Origin of the sequence: Limnobaculum allomyrinae (genome assembly GCF_016649425.1) — a bacterium.
In the GTDB taxonomy this organism is placed as follows: Bacteria; Pseudomonadota; Gammaproteobacteria; order Enterobacterales; family Enterobacteriaceae; genus Limnobaculum; species Limnobaculum allomyrinae.
On sequence record NZ_JADRCR010000002.1, the window covers coordinates 231,396 to 247,181 of the forward strand.

Sequence of the window (15,786 nt, forward strand, 5' to 3'; positions counted from 1 at the left end):
CTCGCTTGCTATTGCGCTTCCCAATTGACGGCAAGACAGAGTTTGAAGCTAATTAGAATACACCGCATCACGCCGAAAAAACCGTATGGTGGGGATCAGCCCTATGAGAAAATAACTGGTGAGCACATTGTTGAGTTTACAGATTTTACGCAAAGCGGTTTCCAGGCTGATATTTCGCCTGCTGGCGGACAAACCTCTGCCCACGACCCCCCCCAGCGAAAAACTGCATATTCTTCTGCTTCGCTGGGATGCAAAATTGGGCGACACCATCGTATCTTCTTTCTTTTTTCGTGAATCACGTAAGCTCAATGCCCGATTGACTGTACTTACGGTTAACGAGTTAGCGAAAATGCATACCAACACCTTCGGTGTGGATGAAGTCATCGTTACGAATCCGCATCCAAGGCTTTGTGAGCTACGCAGATTGGTGAACCGGCTAAGTAATGTCGATGTCGTTGTTCATCTGGTCGGACGACTGCAACCTGCTGAAATCGTTTTTATGCGGTTACTCCGCCCGGCGAGTCTCTATTCCCTTGATGATTCGCTGCGCTGTGTGAATCGTAAGATGGGTTTCGCTGCGAAAACGCTCAATATCGTGGAGCAGTACCAGTATATTCTGCAGGATCTGGGCGCGAAATTGATCGACACTCAGTACATTGTGCCTTTGCCTGCCGAACTCCCGCCTGCAGCACTTTCCCCTCAAATCCTTTTTAATCCTTATGCTAGCCGAAAAGACAAGGGGCTGTCACCTTCCCGTGCAACTGCAGCTCTACAGGCTATCGCCGACGAGTTTCCCGGCTATTCCGTGGGAATTCTTTGCAGCCCTACAACGCTGCCCAGCGCACAGCATCTGGAAAACGCAGTTGCACGCGATAATGTGGCAGTCTTGCGCGATGGGCTAACGCCCGAAAAGGTTGCAGGATATATTTGTCGTGCCCTAGTGGTTGTGAGTGTGGATACAGCTATTGTGCATATGGCTGTCGGCCTGAAGGCGAAGCTGGTGGCGATCTACCCGTTGATTGCAGGCCAACACAACCCATGGCTGCCGCCTCGAGCACCTTTTACACAGGTGATCTACAGCGAGCAACAGCCAGACACACTCCGCCGTACGGGCAAAAAAAATATGGATGCTTTTTCGCTAACGTCATTGATGAACGCATTGCAGGCTCTCTTAACGCTGCCAGCAGAAGCGAAAAACAGCATGTCGCTTAACGCCAGAATCATCCCCGGGTTAGGGGTAGCGACGGGTACGCTGGTGCGACAACTGCCCTTAATCTGTGAAAAATTTCCTGAAGTTGCAAGCTGTTATGCTGGGACGATTAACCTTGAATTCAGCGTTCCTGTTGTAGTCGTGCGGCCCGATCACCGTACCGCACCGCTGGCCTGGACCCCAAGCGGACGTACCACCGAGATATTCGATCTACTGCGCATTGAACTTGAATTCAGCCATTTACCTGAACGCATCCCCGCGTGGCTGTATGTTGCCCACGGCTCGCCACACCGCCGGACGCCGACCATTCACGAAGCGATAGCACCGCGCATTAACCTCAATGGCGCCTCGCACTGTCGACTCCACTTACCCGCTGAGGCTATCGTACTGGGCGAACGCGGTACTCAGGCTACGGAGGCTATCAATTTGTCACTTTCATCAACCCAGTAATCCGCATTCGCCTCAATATGCAAAAACAGTTTTGCCAGCAGCGAGCCCCCGGCCAGGAATTCAGCCACGGTTTCTCTCCGGGCTTCGGTACGCCGGAAATAGGTGTTGTAAAGTTTGAGAATGGCCACGTCGTTAATCAAAAACGCCCCGACGGCAATATCGGTGCGACGCATGACCTCGCAACCAGCAAAATTGTAAAGTGGACGGTGTCCGGGATCGATGACCTTCCCGCTAATCGGGATGGCAGCATCGGCAGCCTGGGCAATGATATTTTTGATGCTCCCAGGATTACCCCAAGCGTGATTCTCGCTCGCAAGACCTATAGCTAAGGCTTGCGCAAGTATGGGGTTTCCCGGCAGGGACGCGAAAAGACACTCGCTATTCCAGTGCAATTTATGGCTCAGCCCTGTCGGAAATAACTCAACAGTCGGATCCCTAAACAGCAACGTATCCGCATCCAACCATGCCCCGCCCCAGCGATGTACAAACGCCATGCGAATGAAATCGCTTTTCGCCACAATAGCTTCAATGCCGTTCGTCAGCGTAAAATTCAGCGGTTCAAAGGCCCAGGCTTTATTCATGATATCAGCATCGATATGCTCACTTACCGTTCGCGGCGTAAGCAGAAGAAAACGATCGCCCAGAGCTCTGCGCATAGAAACCAGTGCCAGGGCAACATAAGCCGGCATGGTCTGACCCGGTGCGTTTTCCCAGTAACTGACGTAATGGATAGTATCGGATGTCATTTCACCAGCACCTTACCTTTCGCACACAACAGTCCATTTTGCATCAGATATGTTCTGAGCATCACCAGTGATGGCGCGCATGTAGGCTGAGTCAAAAACTCATTATTTAACGCTGATTTATACAGATTAAGCCAGGTCAGCACCGGTACATTTGGCAGGAAAGCCGGTAAACTATCCCGGTTGTCTTCGCCAAATAACAGACGCAACGCACGCAGAATAGGCTGATAGCCCGGAGCAGAGAGCAGTTGCGCGACATTTTCATCCAGATGCTGCTTCACGCTCACGCTGTTCAGCCGATCCTCCACCGACGCATCGGTTAAAGCCACCCGGGGATCGAGCGCCACAGGGTAAATGGCACGAAACGACCTGGCGCCGTTATATAGCGATTCATACAACACTTTGTCCGCCGTTGCCCCAGTCACCAGCACGTCATCGCCAAAAATGACATGCACGCCGCTCCAGCGGTAAAAATTCTCCGCTGGGATCACATGATCCTGCGCAAGATTGACCCGATCTCGCTCGGCTTGGCTAAGGCTGGCGTAATTTTCACACGGCGGCGCAATCCTGGGCAGTTTAACGTTAATAATGGTGGGCAATCCCTTATGTGCCAACGTGAGATTAATTTCCTCAACGACGATATCGTAGAGCACATTGGCCGTGGAAGGCACATTACGCCAGCCCGTAGTCATCATCACAACACTCTCCCCCTCCGCTTTGGCCTGGCAAAACAACCCTGACCATGAGGAGGTGGTGTCATCCAGTTCTGCGGCAAGGTAGTCGATAACGCACCGCGCCAGATAGCGTATCTCGCTCACTCCGCCATATTTCGCCCGGCTATAAATACCCGCCAATGTTGTCGCGTCAGCGCCAGTGTGCATATCACAAAATGATCCAGTCGCATGCGGCGTCAGATAATGCAGCGCCGTACCGCCAAAAATCGCGACGTATTCGGACATATCGATCATACCGCGCGCCAGCAAATCGGTCGCGAACGCGCGAAAACCGGATTTAACATCCTGGGCATTGATCTGTGCACTGGCCTGGCGAAACATTGCCAACTGGATTGCGAGTGGTTCGTTATGCAACGTGTTCCACGCAAGTGAATGCGGGGTTTTTAGTCCATTCATGGTGAAGATCCTTAGCGAGACGCTGGCACAGTGTGAAATTGAAGATCATCCAGCAGAACATCAATGCGTTGACGCTGCTGATAATAGCTGATGGATTGAAGCCCTAATGGCCTAAGTGCATCCACCAACTCGGCGATCCCCGCTCCGGCATCTCGCGGATCGTGAGCATCGGACCCGATGGTTATTGGCACATCGTTTTCCAGTAATTTCGCCAGCAAAGCGCGGGAGGGATAAGACCATCTTCCAGTTATCTCTTTATTCGTCGTCGGATCTAGGCTGGATTTACGCAGACCCGAAGCATTCAGCTCATATGCGATACCACTACGTACGAGCGGCGCAATCAGCGGTTCAAAGCGACGCAAAAACACATCCTCTGGGATCGCGCGCAGCAGCGTGTCAGCGTGCCCAACTGCATCAAATAACTGGCTTTCCAGCAGTGCTTCAAGCTGAGCAAAATACTTGTCCAGAAAGGAGGCTGCCGCTAACAGGGGCAGTTCCCAGACCTTCACCATCGGCTCATCGGCAACAGTGACGTAGTGAATTGAACCGATGACAAAATCCATCGGATAGCGGGCAAGTAATTGCCGGTTATAACGCTCAGTACCCGGCATATAATCCAGTTCCAGACCGCTTAGCAGCATGATCTCGCCTTTATAGGTCTGCTGCGCCTTATCAATATCGGCGAAATAGCGCTCCAGTTCCGATTCCAGTAAACGGTTCTGCGCATCCACCGGGAACGGAGCATGATCGGTGATGGTGAGTACCGTCACCCCCGCCGCAATCGAGGCACAAACAAGCTCGTCGATGGTGCCTACAGCATGTTTCGAGTAGAACGAGTGGCAGTGTGAATCAATCATGCGGCCTTCCATTGTTCAAGCAATCCGGAATGCTTCGCCATCTCTTTGACCAGCCAGTAAGGATTATTGGCGGTCGCGATGACCGCTCGAAGCTGCGGGGTGTTTTCCAGCCGCGCCAGCAGTTCGGTTAACGGCTGGGTATATAACGCGCGCAGCAAGGGATTTTCCCGCACATGGCTCGCCAGATGATGCCAGTCGATCGCATCAAAATGGATATTCGCCACACGCTCGGTCTCAATACCGTACAGAAACACATCGCCGTTGGGTTTGATCGTCACGTCTATGCCATTGAGCAGGGGCGCACGGTTCAGGCTGCCAAAGGTAAATGGTTTATTCACTTTGGACTCAATCGCGGCAATATATCCCTGCAAGTCCAGATAACCTTCCGGCGTATCTCTTGCCGGATGAACCAGATTTTTGTAGTCGATGTTAAAAGTGTCCGCACCTATCAATAATTTGTCTTCCAGTACGCTGACTGGCTTTATGCTGGCGTTAATTCCCCATGAGGCCAGTTCACTCACCAGATATTCGCGAGTGAAGGCCCGATCGATATCAATTGAGCGAAATGAAAAACTGAGCGATGACGGTTTTTTGCGCTGAGCATAATCCAGGCTGAATCCATGTGCACGCCATTTTACTTTTTCAATATGATGACTATCGGAACTGAGGCGAATATTACAGGTATCACCATTGGCGGAGACAAGACGATTGATCTCATCAAAAATCTTTTCCATCTTCTCATGGCGAAAAAAACCGCTGGTAATAAACTCAAAGCTGTTGCCCCCTCGGGACAACGCCAGTAATTCATAAAAGGTATGAATGTTATTGAGCGGTTCACCTTCGCCACTCACGGAAATACGCTTTACGGATGGATCATTAATGAGCGCCGACAGGTTGTCACGTGCCTGCGTTGACAGCACCATACTCTTACCCGTTACGTGCTTATCCGCATACATGCAGAACGCACAGCCGATGCCGCAGATCTGGGTGATATCCACATAAAGCAAATGACCATGTAAATCCATATATAATATTCCACCATATTTTCGAAAAAAAATTCAATTTGATACAAATGGAACTCTTTTGCAGTGCATGTTTTAAAGACCAATTCTCTGCGTATATCTCCTCGGGGCCTTTGATGTATTTAGACAGGTTCCGGGTCCGATCCCAACAGAGCCTGCAAACGCGCATCGGCCTGCGCCCTGCCGTCCTGTAACATCGTTAGTACTGCATTGTCTTCCTGCTGGTGCTGCGCACCAAACAGATCTAATCGATCGAGCATATAGACCGTTAATACGGTACCAAGGCCGGTGACGCACCCCGTCAGCACAGCCACTAGGGTAGTGATCAGCCCACCGGGCAGAACGGTAAACAGCGCACCGAGAGTTTTGCTGAGGTACTCTTCAAGCAGTACGCCACCAATGACGAATGCGCCGCTGACGGCAATCTTCAGCCCTGCATCTAGTGCTTCGGCACGGCTTGTACCCTCTGGTCGCATCAGTACGGTTTTGGCTGCGCGGAACAGCGAAAAAAAACCTTCACGGATCATTCGCACCAGGTTGCGGGCGGTGGTGAAGAAAGTATTTATCAGCGTTGTCATCAAGTTACTAATGATCCCGCTGATGGCCCCGTCACGAAACGCCGTTAGCACGTTGCGCCAGTTATCGAGACAGCTCTTTGCCACCCGCCCAGCACGGATTTTTAATGTCTCCCAGACATGCTCCTGGTCCACCCCATCACAAAACCCGTTATGCCAGCTGTCGTGAACTTCCAACAACAGGCCGTCGACAAAATCCGTCAACACCAAGCCAATCGCCTGCTGTAGGCCCATTTTCCCCGCTTCGACAGCGCTGGTTTTCAGTAAATATGCACCGAATTTCGCACTACCGTAGTAGCCCCAACGAAGACTGCTTTCATACTGCTTGCGCGCCACTTCATCCAGCTCGCGCAATTTTTCCTGATCGACGGCGTTCTGCTGTTTGTACTTCTCCAGTGCATTCTGATCTTTTTTGCTCAGAGGCTCATTTTTGGCTTTCTCTTCCAACCGGGCAATTTTGGAATCGCGATCGGCGCGGTTTTTGTTCAACCAAGCGATGTACTCCTCTGCACTCTTTTGCAACTTCGATTCATTGATCGAGTGGTGCGTCTGATGCAGATTGGTTTTGTTGTTCGCCAGATCCGCACCATTGGCTTCCGCCAGCCAAACCGCAGGGTCGTTATGGATAGAGGAGGCAGAAATAAGGTGATCCTGCTCCGCATCGGTATTCCTGCTCAGTGCCTGTCCGGTATAGGCATCCACTGCTTCGCCTGCATCCTGTTTTTTACTGTTTTCGGCGTTGGTCTTCTTGTAGTTGCCGTGCTTATGGTATGGATCACTGTTGTACTTACCGCGGCTTTCATCACGCACTTGCTCCTCTTCCGTGGCATACACCCCGGAGCGAACATTATGAATGGTATCGACATTCCCCCCCACCTTGTCCCACGCAGAGACAATGCTCCCCAGCCCAAACGGACCAATAATGCTATGCAGAAGACGCTGTCGGCACTCAGCCAGCATCAATGTGGTTTGTTCCGTGCGCCACTTCTGTTGATACTGCCGAACTTGCTGATGTGCCTGGCAAGCATTGACATCGGATGCGGTAACGACCTCTTTTGTTGGTGATGGTATGAGCTCGCTTGTCTGTCGCTGACGCTGCTGGTTCAGACGCAATAAAAGTGTTTTTCTGTCCATAATATCCCCTTAATACGCACCTGCACGCTGGCTAAATGCCTCACGAAGCACCGCCATTAGCTCAGCAGCCTCAGTTTCCTGAATACCTAACTCTAACGCTTGTTCAAGCGCAGTGTGGATATCAGGCGGATTAGCAATAAGACGATTAATTGTGGCTTGTAATATCGAGGAAAGATGCCCGCTCATCATCCCCAAGCAGCAGGTTTCGATATCGCTGCGCACGTCAGACGGCGCGATGCCCTGTTCTTTAGCACAAGCAAAGGCAACAGCCAGCATTGCCTCACAACGTTTTTCAAAACGTTGAACTTCATCCATTTTTTTGAGGACCTGATCTGCATACTCTTCCGTTGCCTGCTGTTGCCCGGCCATCACTCCCTGCTCAAACGCCATATTGCGCTCACGCCTTACACTGGCTGCAGTAGAGAGTCCTACCATACGAAACATGTTCGCCACCCAGCTGTCAGCATCTTTCTCATCCTGCCAGCGATGATACTCCAACCAAACTTTATCGGTTTCCGCCGTAGCATGAATCCGTTGGCGAAGTAGTGCTACCTGAACCACAGCAGGGATCGTAACGCGAAACGCTGGTCCCGTTAGGTCTAGGGCGGTCCATAGCCCAGTAATCACCCAGCCAATCGGCCCCAGGAAAGAAGCAGCCCCTCGCGCAGCCACAAACGAGGCTGCGGACATCACCACCGTCCGTCCGAGCAGTTGGCTGGCAAAGACGTTGGCAATTAGCGATGCCAAGAGCAAGCTTGAGAAGCGGCTAGACTGCAACTGCGTCATTAATTTCGCTTCTGGGAAAAGCATCGTACTACCCTGAGTAAGATCCATTTTTTCAAGCAGATTTTTGCGTTGAGCTTGGTCCATATCCGACCAAGCCTTGCGAGTAATAGCCGCCAGCACAGCCAGTTCGAGACGATCAACGCCCCAGTCCTTCTCGTACGTCGCGTCAAGCTTGTCCGCCACATCGATCACCACGATTTTCCACTCCGGGCCACCGCCGCGAAACAGATTTACGGCGGTATTTCCGCCAAATTCGCACAGCTCGTGGGCAATCAGATCGGCATACTGACTGTGTGCCGGGAAATGGGTTTTGTAACGCGCTTTACTCTCAATGCCGCTGCTGAACGCCTTCGTGATGTATTCCACCAGCGGGGCCAATTCGCTATCCGATGCGTTGCTTAATACTGGCAGCAGTTGACGATCTCCATTACTCATCATTGTTTTCCTGTTCTGTACTGACATTGTTTGTTTTGCGTTTAATGTTGCTAATGGTGCTGCCAAAGGTGGCAAGAAAGCCATCAAGCATCGGGCTGTCGATAACCGTGGCGCTAAACTCGGTAAGTGTTAATAAAGTTGTCGCCCCGGATTAATTTATGCAGCCTGTTTTTCCCGCTCTGGATTCAGCGTCACACTATCCTACCATTGCCAGTTTCGCGTCTGCCGTGACCAGCGTTCGGGATTTGCAGCTCTTGCCGCCTGATACACCCTGTCCCCCTGACCAGTAACTCCCGGTCTTCACCCGTATGTCACTGTGCCGGTGCTCTTCGTCAGGGTCATATAAACTATTACGGAGTGCCCTTTAATCACAGAACGATAGGTCAATTTGTGGAGGAAGTGAAGCGACTGTGGCTGAATTCATTGAGACGGAGAAGTCAACGTCACAACATGACTTGGGAACGTTTCAATCACTTGTGTGAAAGATGGCTGCCGAAGCCTATAGTTGTCTATCTTTATCCTTTGCAACGTTTCTACACCAAGCACCCGAGGTAGAGTGAGTATGCCGGAAGGTCTCTAAATGTGAATGGGCCTAATTTACGTGATGATTACAATACGGCCTAGGTCATGAGCTTACTTTGTAGCTTAAGTGGTTGTTGATGAAAAAAGATGAACAATCGTGTTGTTGAACACAGACGCACGCTTGGTGCTTTGATAGCATCAAATACTTCGGAAGCGACAACACGGGAAGTTGAACAACGATGAATATAACTCAATCAACTGAGAAGCTTTATCTCAGAAACATATATGAACTTTTGGGGGAAAATTTTTACATCCCTGCTTACCAGCGAGGGTATCGATGGGGGGCTATCCAGGTGAAGGAGCTGCTGGATGATATCTGGGAGTTTAGTCAACCGGGTGGTGGTAATGATTCTGCATTTTACTGTCTTCAGCCTGTGGTTGTAGTTAGAGAGGAGGATTGTTGGCAGGTCGTGGATGGACAGCAAAGACTAACCACGCTACGTCTTATTCTGCATTTTTTGGAGCAGGAGCATCTGAAGCGTTCCTTAGCGGATGCCTACAAAAAAAACGTGTATATGCTGAAGTATGAGACTCGCCCCGGATGTGAAGGTTTTTTGCAGGGGATTCATAACGAATCCAACTCTGACAATATTGACTTCTTTCATATGGTGCAGGCATATCAGGCTATTAGAAATTGGTTCTCCGACAAAGATTATAATGATAATAACAAGCTGTTGGCGACTTTACTGGCAAAGGATCCTGAAGAACGTTCTGTAAAGGTTATTTGGTACGATTTAAGCGATGAATGTCTCAACAATGATTATGCCATTGATGTTTTTTCCCGTATCAATATTGGCAAAATACCTCTGACCAATGCTGAATTGGTTAAAGCTTTGTTTTTACAACGAAGCCACTTTCACAATGACCAGGCGAGATTGAAACAGTTACAGATTGCTACCGAATGGGATGTCATAGAAAAGCGCTTGCAGGAGCCAGCATTCTGGCATTTCATCAGCAATTCAAACAAACACTACCCAACACGGATCGAATACATCTTCGACTTAATGAAGGGGAAAAAGTTTACTGACGAGGTGTTTTTCACTTTCCATAAGTTTCATGCAGATTTCAAGACCGGCATGGCTGATATTGAGCTGCTGTGGCAGGAGATTAAGCGTTATTTCCTGAGCTTTGACGAATGGTTCCAGGACCGAGAATTGTACCACTTGATAGGTTTCCTGGTGGATTGCGGTGATGATGTCGCTACGTTAAAGACTGAATCGGAACGGGTGGGATCAACGAAGATAGACTTCAAAAACTATTTGAAAGGTTGCATCCGTCAACGGGTTAGTTGTGCGCTGGATGAGCTTGAATACGGAGATTCGCGCATCAAGCGATTGCTACTGTTATTTAATATTCAAACGTTACTGTCTACTCGAGAAGCTGACATACGTTTTCCCTTTGACCGCTATAAGCAAGAAAAATGGGATATCGAGCATATTCGGTCACAGGCGGATTACATTCCTGCTGGTGCTGCTCGTCTGGTATGGCTGAAGGATATAGAAGATTATTTCAGTAGGAGTCAGTTTAAAGACGCTTCTTTGAAAAAGCAGCAAAAATTTTCTGTGTCAGCAACTGAACTGCTGGCTCTGGACCGTATCGGTGATGATAAGTTCGACGCTTTCTATACTGAGGTAGTAAGTTACTTCGAACACGGTGAGGTATCCTGGGTAGACCAGTTGGGCAACCTCGCACTACTGGATTCTTCAACCAACCGCAGTTACAAAAATGCTCTGTTCCCAATCAAACGTGCCCGCATCATAGAGAATGACAAGCGCGGAGTTTTTGTCCCCATTTGTACCAAGAATGTCTTTTTAAAATATTACAGTCAGTCTGTAACTGATCTTATGCATTGGAATGAATCGGATGCTAAGGATTATTTGCGAGCAATTGGTCAAATGCTGAAGGCGTATTTGCCTGAAGGAGAGGGTGATGATTGACAATAAAATCAATGCAGATTCGGGTGAAAGACTCAGTTTTTACCAGTTATTTGATCAAAAGAACATGCAGGTAGAGATTCCTATTATCCAACGTGATTATGCTCAGGGGCGGGTTGAAGTCGAAGAGGTTCGGAATACCTTTTTGCAAGCCTTGCACGACTATTTGGAAAAAGGGGAGCCTTTTCGGGATTTGGATTTTGTATATGGTAGCGTAACCATCAATACCAGGGGACGGGACAATTTCACTCCTCTGGACGGCCAGCAACGATTGACAACCTTGTTTTTACTGCACTGGTATCTTGCACAAATTTCAGGTCAGGGAGAATCCTTTCGGCAGGTGTTAAGCACAGGGGGAATTTCCCATTTTACTTATGAAACCCGCAGCAGTTCGAGAGAATTTTGCAATGCATTGGTTTCCAATGACATAAAATTTAATGCCTTGTTGATGGAATACGGTATTGAGTGCCTGAGTAAGACGATTAAAGACAGGGCGTGGTTCTATTTGTCATGGGAAAGCGATCCTACCATTCGTTCAATGCTGACGATGCTGGATGCGATTCACCTTCAATTTTCTGGAAATGCAGATTACTTTGATAAGCTTATCGACAAAGACAAACCAGTAATTACATTTCGATTCCTGAACCTTGCCGAATTTAAACTTACGGATGATTTGTATATCAAAATGAATGCCCGAGGAAAGCCTCTGACAGGCTTTGAAAACTTTAAGGCAAGGCTGGAAAAAACTATTAAGTCATTCACCGGAGAGTGGCCGGAATATCGACTGAGTTTCAAAGATGCTCCTGTGTCTGGCTATGAGTATTTCATTCATAAGATTGATACGGATTGGGCTGATTTGTTCTGGTGTTACCGAAACGTTGTAACCAAAGATGATACGTTCGATGATGAGCTAATGAACTGTATAGCCATATGTGCAGCCAACTTCCTGTTACTGCAAGATGCAAAGGGTAGCTCTCGCTTGCAAAATAAACTGTTTGGTTCTGGCGGTAAAATTAACACGTTATCTTTTGTGGAGTATGAACAGTATGGATATTTGTCACAACCACTGATAATTAAATTGATAGCACTGCTGGATCTGTTGCGTGGTCATGCTACTTCATGTTCTGGTGTGTCTAAGTATCTGGAGAACAAAAGGTATTATGACGAAGAAGCTGTATTTAAAAAGATTATTATCAATAATTCAAGTTTTTCGGAAAAGATGAGGTTTCATGCCTTTTATGCTGGTTTGGCGAGCGGAAAGATGGGGGCTGAATTAACGTCCTGGATGCGGGTTGTATTCAACCTCACTGAGAACACCATTTTTAATACTGTGGATGATTATCATAAGGCATTGTTGTCTATCAATGAATTGTCCCAAATGGATGACACTATTCTAAATTTGCTCATCCAGGATGTAACGATAAAAGGTTTTCTTCCGGTTCAGGTGTTTGAAGAAAAGCTGAAAGCTCATCTTTTGATAAAATCTTCGGAGTGGAAGACGGCCATTCTTGAACTTGAAAGCCATGCATTCTTCAGGGGACAAATAGGTTTTGCATTAAAGTTCAGCGGCATTGTTGATTACTTTAACGGGCATGGGAACGTCGATTGGATTGATGCGAAGGAAAACTATTTTGCACAATTCAAACACTATGCGGATAGTGGCTCAGCAGTATTCAGTGCAATAGGACAAAGCTCTGAGGCATTGGGTTTTGCATGGGAGCGTGCTGTGCTTTCAAAAGGTGACTATCTAACCTCGACAACTGCGGATAGGTTTAACCTTCTCAGTTCACGTACAAATAAGCATAACGTTGACCGTGACCATTCCTGGCGGCGTCTGTTGCGGCAAGAATCAAATGTGTTGAATACACGGCAACAACATGTTAAAGCGGTGCTGGATGATCCGGCTTTTGATCTGTGTGATTTAAGAGCTGGGCTAGAAGCGATATGTACTAATGCGTTGAATGAGCTGCAATTTAACTGGCGAACTATGTTGATTGCCAAACCGGAGCTATTTAGACTTTGTAATCAGGGCTTTATTGTAAGAAGTACTCACGAGGTTGTGCTATTACACGAGTCTCAGCGAAATCACTATCACAGTGAACTCTACTCTAAGTATTTAGAGCTGGAGTTGAAGGATACTGGGTTGAGTTATGCCCCTTTCAAGAGGCATGAGTACAAAAGCGTTCGTAGTAGCAATGAAATAGCCTCATTTGTTTTTAGCGGTTTTTCTTTTAATGATCAATATGTTGAGTTGCAGGTGATCTATAGCGGCAACCTATATTACCTTCTGTGCTACCGCAATGATGAGTCAGTACCATTTCCAGATGAACTACAGATTGCTCTGGAGTCTTGCGGATTTATCGTTCTTGCTGATTTGGATAATTATAATCAGCAAGATTGGCTATGTAGTGACGATAATTATGTATGCCTCAGTGGCAAACCGAAGAATGCATTGGTTAAGATATCTGAACTTTGTATTCAGCTATTGAAATTGCGTAATGAATAGTGTGATCTTTCCCTCGAAAAATGGATATAACTTGGCGTAGAGCATACTGATTACAACAATAGCAAAGAATAAGAGAATAGTTATGCAAAATATTAATACTTACCTTAAGGAGAATTTGGCTAGGGGACGCCCTGTGTGAGGACGGTTCTGATGAAAATAGTCCAGCAAGGATGCTATGACGTACGAGTTAAATAGCGTCGAGATAGTTACCATAAGTGATAATATATGGTTGGTTTTTTGTACTTAGAAGAGGAATACAGTTATGGATGACAAGAGTGATGTGGCAATTTTTATATCCTATGCCTGGGGTGGCCCACAGGAAAAAAAGGAATGGATCTGACATCGCATCGTTAACTGCCTTAGCGGTAACCCATCAGCCAGGACCACTTGATAGTGCGTCTGTCCAGAGGCATGCATTGAGTGATATCTGCTTTTGCAAATAGTTTATCAATAGCTATCTACTTCTTGTTTTAAGTCCTCAAATGAGGTATAAAAATCGGAAGTTACCATTTAAAGGATATCACGATGTTACCTCTACAAATATTTACTGATGATAAATCAACCGATAAGCTTGCTCATTTAGGGTTGAATGTCGATGATTTCATCTATGCTATTTCTCGTGCAATCTACGAAAGCCGCCGTAGTTCTCCACTTCACCCACGAACTGATGCCATGACGCGGGGATGGTCAGAGGTTGTGGCTGCGTTTCGAGAAAGCGTTTTATCTGACCAACGAGGTTGGAATTATACTCGTAGTGACGGATTGGAGTTCACTATTAATTCATCTTTGGGACTGAGTGTCATTATTACTAGTGGTGATAAAGATACTGGACGTGTTGATGGTTTTCCTAAAACTAAAAATAGCAAGGGTTCTGCAACAGAAAACCTTGTTAGTGCAAATTGTACATTAGAGTTATTCCCGTCTAATTCAGTTGAAATGTCCGATGGACATGACAATAGTATCGACTCAACTAAAACTTATGTTTTATTGTATCATTTTGATTTAGGAGAAAATGAGGTCCGCTGTGAACTTTCTCTTCCCGGGGGGATGAGTGGGATGGATGGCCATAATAAAATTAGTCATTGGATGGAGCGTATTATTTTACCTTCAGTTCCTTTTAGTGCTGCTATCACAGTACCTGAGAAAGAGTTTAATGAAGAGATCGAAATCGAAATTTCTCGTAAGTAATGGTAAATCATGATAAATGCACAACTTAATCCTGAGCGTCTTAAGCTTGCTCGCTTGAGGAGAAAAATGACATACATAGCTTTGGCAAAAGCTACTGGGTTATCATCCAAGTCAGTCGCCGAGTATGAGAAATACGAAAGTTTGTTTTCACCAACACCTCAGACCGTCGCTCTTTTAGCTGAAAAGCTTAATTATCCTGAATCATTTTTTTATGGCGATGATATTGATTGCGTAAGTCCTTCATCAGTATCATTTCGTTCTACGAAAAGTTTAAAAGCGGCAGATCAACATGCAGCAGAAGCCGCTGCAACGCTTGGCTTATTGATTAATGAATATTTTGAAAATCACTTTAATTTACCAGCATCCAACTTACCAAATTATAGAGATTTTGAACCAGAAGCTGCGGCAGAAGCCATTCGTGAAGAATGGGGACTTGGTGTCAAAAGTATTTCAAATATGATCCATCTACTGGAAGTTAATGGAATAAGAGTGTTCTCTCTAGCGGAGAACACTCTAGATGTAGATGCATTTTCTTTCTGGAAGAATAATACGGCTTATATTTTTTTAAATACTCAAAAAACTGGAGAACGGAGTCGATTTGATGCCGCACATGAATTAGGACACTTATTACTTCATAGACACGGAACACCTCAAGGAAAAGATCTCGAAGAAGAAGCCGATGAATTTGCATCAGCATTACTGATGCCTAGAAGGGCAATTATTGCGACTAAAATGGGTTTTCCTACCCTTGATGGAATTATTGCACTTAAGGGAAATTGGAAAGTTTCAGCTGTCGCATTAATCGTTCGTATGAAGAATGTGGGTATTTTGAGTGAATGGCAATATCGAACGTTAATGGTTGAGGCCACGAGAAAGGGGCTACGTGTAAGTGAAATAAATGGTGTTGAGCGTGAACGTTCGATGATCATAGAGAAAATACTTAATGCTTTAAAAAAAGATAACGTATCACTTTATGATATTTCAAAAAAATTATCTTTACCTGTTGAAGAGCTTTCAAATCTACTATTTAGATTCGCTTTACTACAAGGTGGTACTGGTGGTTTTCAATCTAGTACTAAGACGAAACCGACACTTCGACTTGTATAATTTAATATTGAGGCAATCTATGTCTAGGCTTAGTGTATTTGTGTCGCCATGACTGTTATGGTGAGAAATACTGCCTGACTTGTCAGCGTGGAGCCGACAGCCAGACTGCGGCTACCAACTAAAACAG

General features: G+C 46.8%; 11 protein-coding genes. 5 read left to right on the forward strand and 6 right to left on the reverse strand.

The genetic code is table 11. The features are described 5' to 3' along the window. Positions 1 to 130 precede the first annotated feature (130 nt). Complete coding sequence (locus I2494_RS05295) at positions 131 to 1,660, forward strand: glycosyltransferase family 9 protein (protein ID WP_228350850.1); 1,530 nt, start codon at positions 131 to 133, stop codon at positions 1,658 to 1,660. On the opposite strand, the gene I2494_RS05300 is transcribed toward I2494_RS05295, so the two are convergent. The 6 genes from I2494_RS05300 to I2494_RS05325 all read right to left on the reverse strand — a co-directional run bounded on the left by I2494_RS05300 (position 1,615) and on the right by I2494_RS05325 (position 8,426). Then, the gene (locus I2494_RS05300) at positions 1,615 to 2,406 is read right to left on the reverse strand and encodes a capsular polysaccharide synthesis protein (protein ID WP_218466068.1); all 792 of its coding nucleotides are present in this window, start codon (positions 2,404 to 2,406) and stop codon (positions 1,615 to 1,617) included. The genes I2494_RS05295 and I2494_RS05300 overlap by 46 nt on opposite strands. Further along, a complete protein-coding gene (locus tag I2494_RS05305; RefSeq protein ID WP_218466069.1) occupies positions 2,403 to 3,533 on the reverse strand; it encodes a phosphoribosyltransferase family protein in 1,131 nt (376 codons plus the stop codon). The genes I2494_RS05300 and I2494_RS05305 overlap by 4 nt, the downstream gene beginning before the upstream one ends. An 11-nt stretch (positions 3,534 to 3,544) precedes the next feature. Beyond that, positions 3,545 to 4,390 carry a histidinol-phosphatase gene (locus I2494_RS05310; protein WP_218466070.1) on the reverse strand — a complete coding sequence of 282 codons (846 nt, stop codon included), beginning with the start codon at positions 4,388 to 4,390 and terminating at the stop codon, positions 3,545 to 3,547. After that, positions 4,387 to 5,415, reverse strand: coding sequence for a radical SAM protein (locus tag I2494_RS05315; RefSeq protein ID WP_218466071.1), 1,029 nt, complete (start codon positions 5,413 to 5,415; stop codon positions 4,387 to 4,389). Before I2494_RS05315 ends, I2494_RS05310 begins: the two co-directional genes overlap by 4 nt. A gap of 119 nt (positions 5,416 to 5,534) precedes the next feature. Next, complete coding sequence (locus tag I2494_RS05320; RefSeq protein WP_218466072.1) at positions 5,535 to 7,121, reverse strand: aminoacyltransferase; 1,587 nt, start codon at positions 7,119 to 7,121, stop codon at positions 5,535 to 5,537. A gap of 9 nt (positions 7,122 to 7,130) precedes the next feature. Then, complete coding sequence (locus tag I2494_RS05325; RefSeq protein ID WP_228350851.1) at positions 7,131 to 8,426, reverse strand: YaaW family protein; 1,296 nt, start codon at positions 8,424 to 8,426, stop codon at positions 7,131 to 7,133. A 677-nt stretch (positions 8,427 to 9,103) separates the two neighbouring features. Here I2494_RS05325 and I2494_RS05330 point away from each other — a divergent pair. The 4 genes from I2494_RS05330 to I2494_RS05345 all read left to right on the forward strand — a co-directional run bounded on the left by I2494_RS05330 (position 9,104) and on the right by I2494_RS05345 (position 15,659). Further along, positions 9,104 to 10,861, forward strand: coding sequence for a DUF262 domain-containing protein (locus I2494_RS05330; RefSeq protein ID WP_218466073.1), 1,758 nt, complete (start codon positions 9,104 to 9,106; stop codon positions 10,859 to 10,861). Next, entirely contained in the window at positions 10,854 to 13,364 is a 2,511-nt protein-coding gene (locus I2494_RS05335) for a DUF262 domain-containing protein (RefSeq protein WP_228350852.1), read from the forward strand. The genes I2494_RS05330 and I2494_RS05335 overlap by 8 nt, the downstream gene beginning before the upstream one ends. A 525-nt stretch (positions 13,365 to 13,889) precedes the next feature. Continuing rightward, positions 13,890 to 14,552, forward strand: coding sequence for a hypothetical protein (locus tag I2494_RS05340; RefSeq protein WP_218466075.1), 663 nt, complete (start codon positions 13,890 to 13,892; stop codon positions 14,550 to 14,552). A gap of 9 nt (positions 14,553 to 14,561) precedes the next feature. Beyond that, positions 14,562 to 15,659, forward strand: a complete 1,098-nt coding sequence (locus I2494_RS05345; RefSeq protein WP_218466076.1) for an XRE family transcriptional regulator — start codon at positions 14,562 to 14,564, stop codon at positions 15,657 to 15,659. The last annotated feature ends 127 nt before the right edge of the window (positions 15,660 to 15,786 follow it).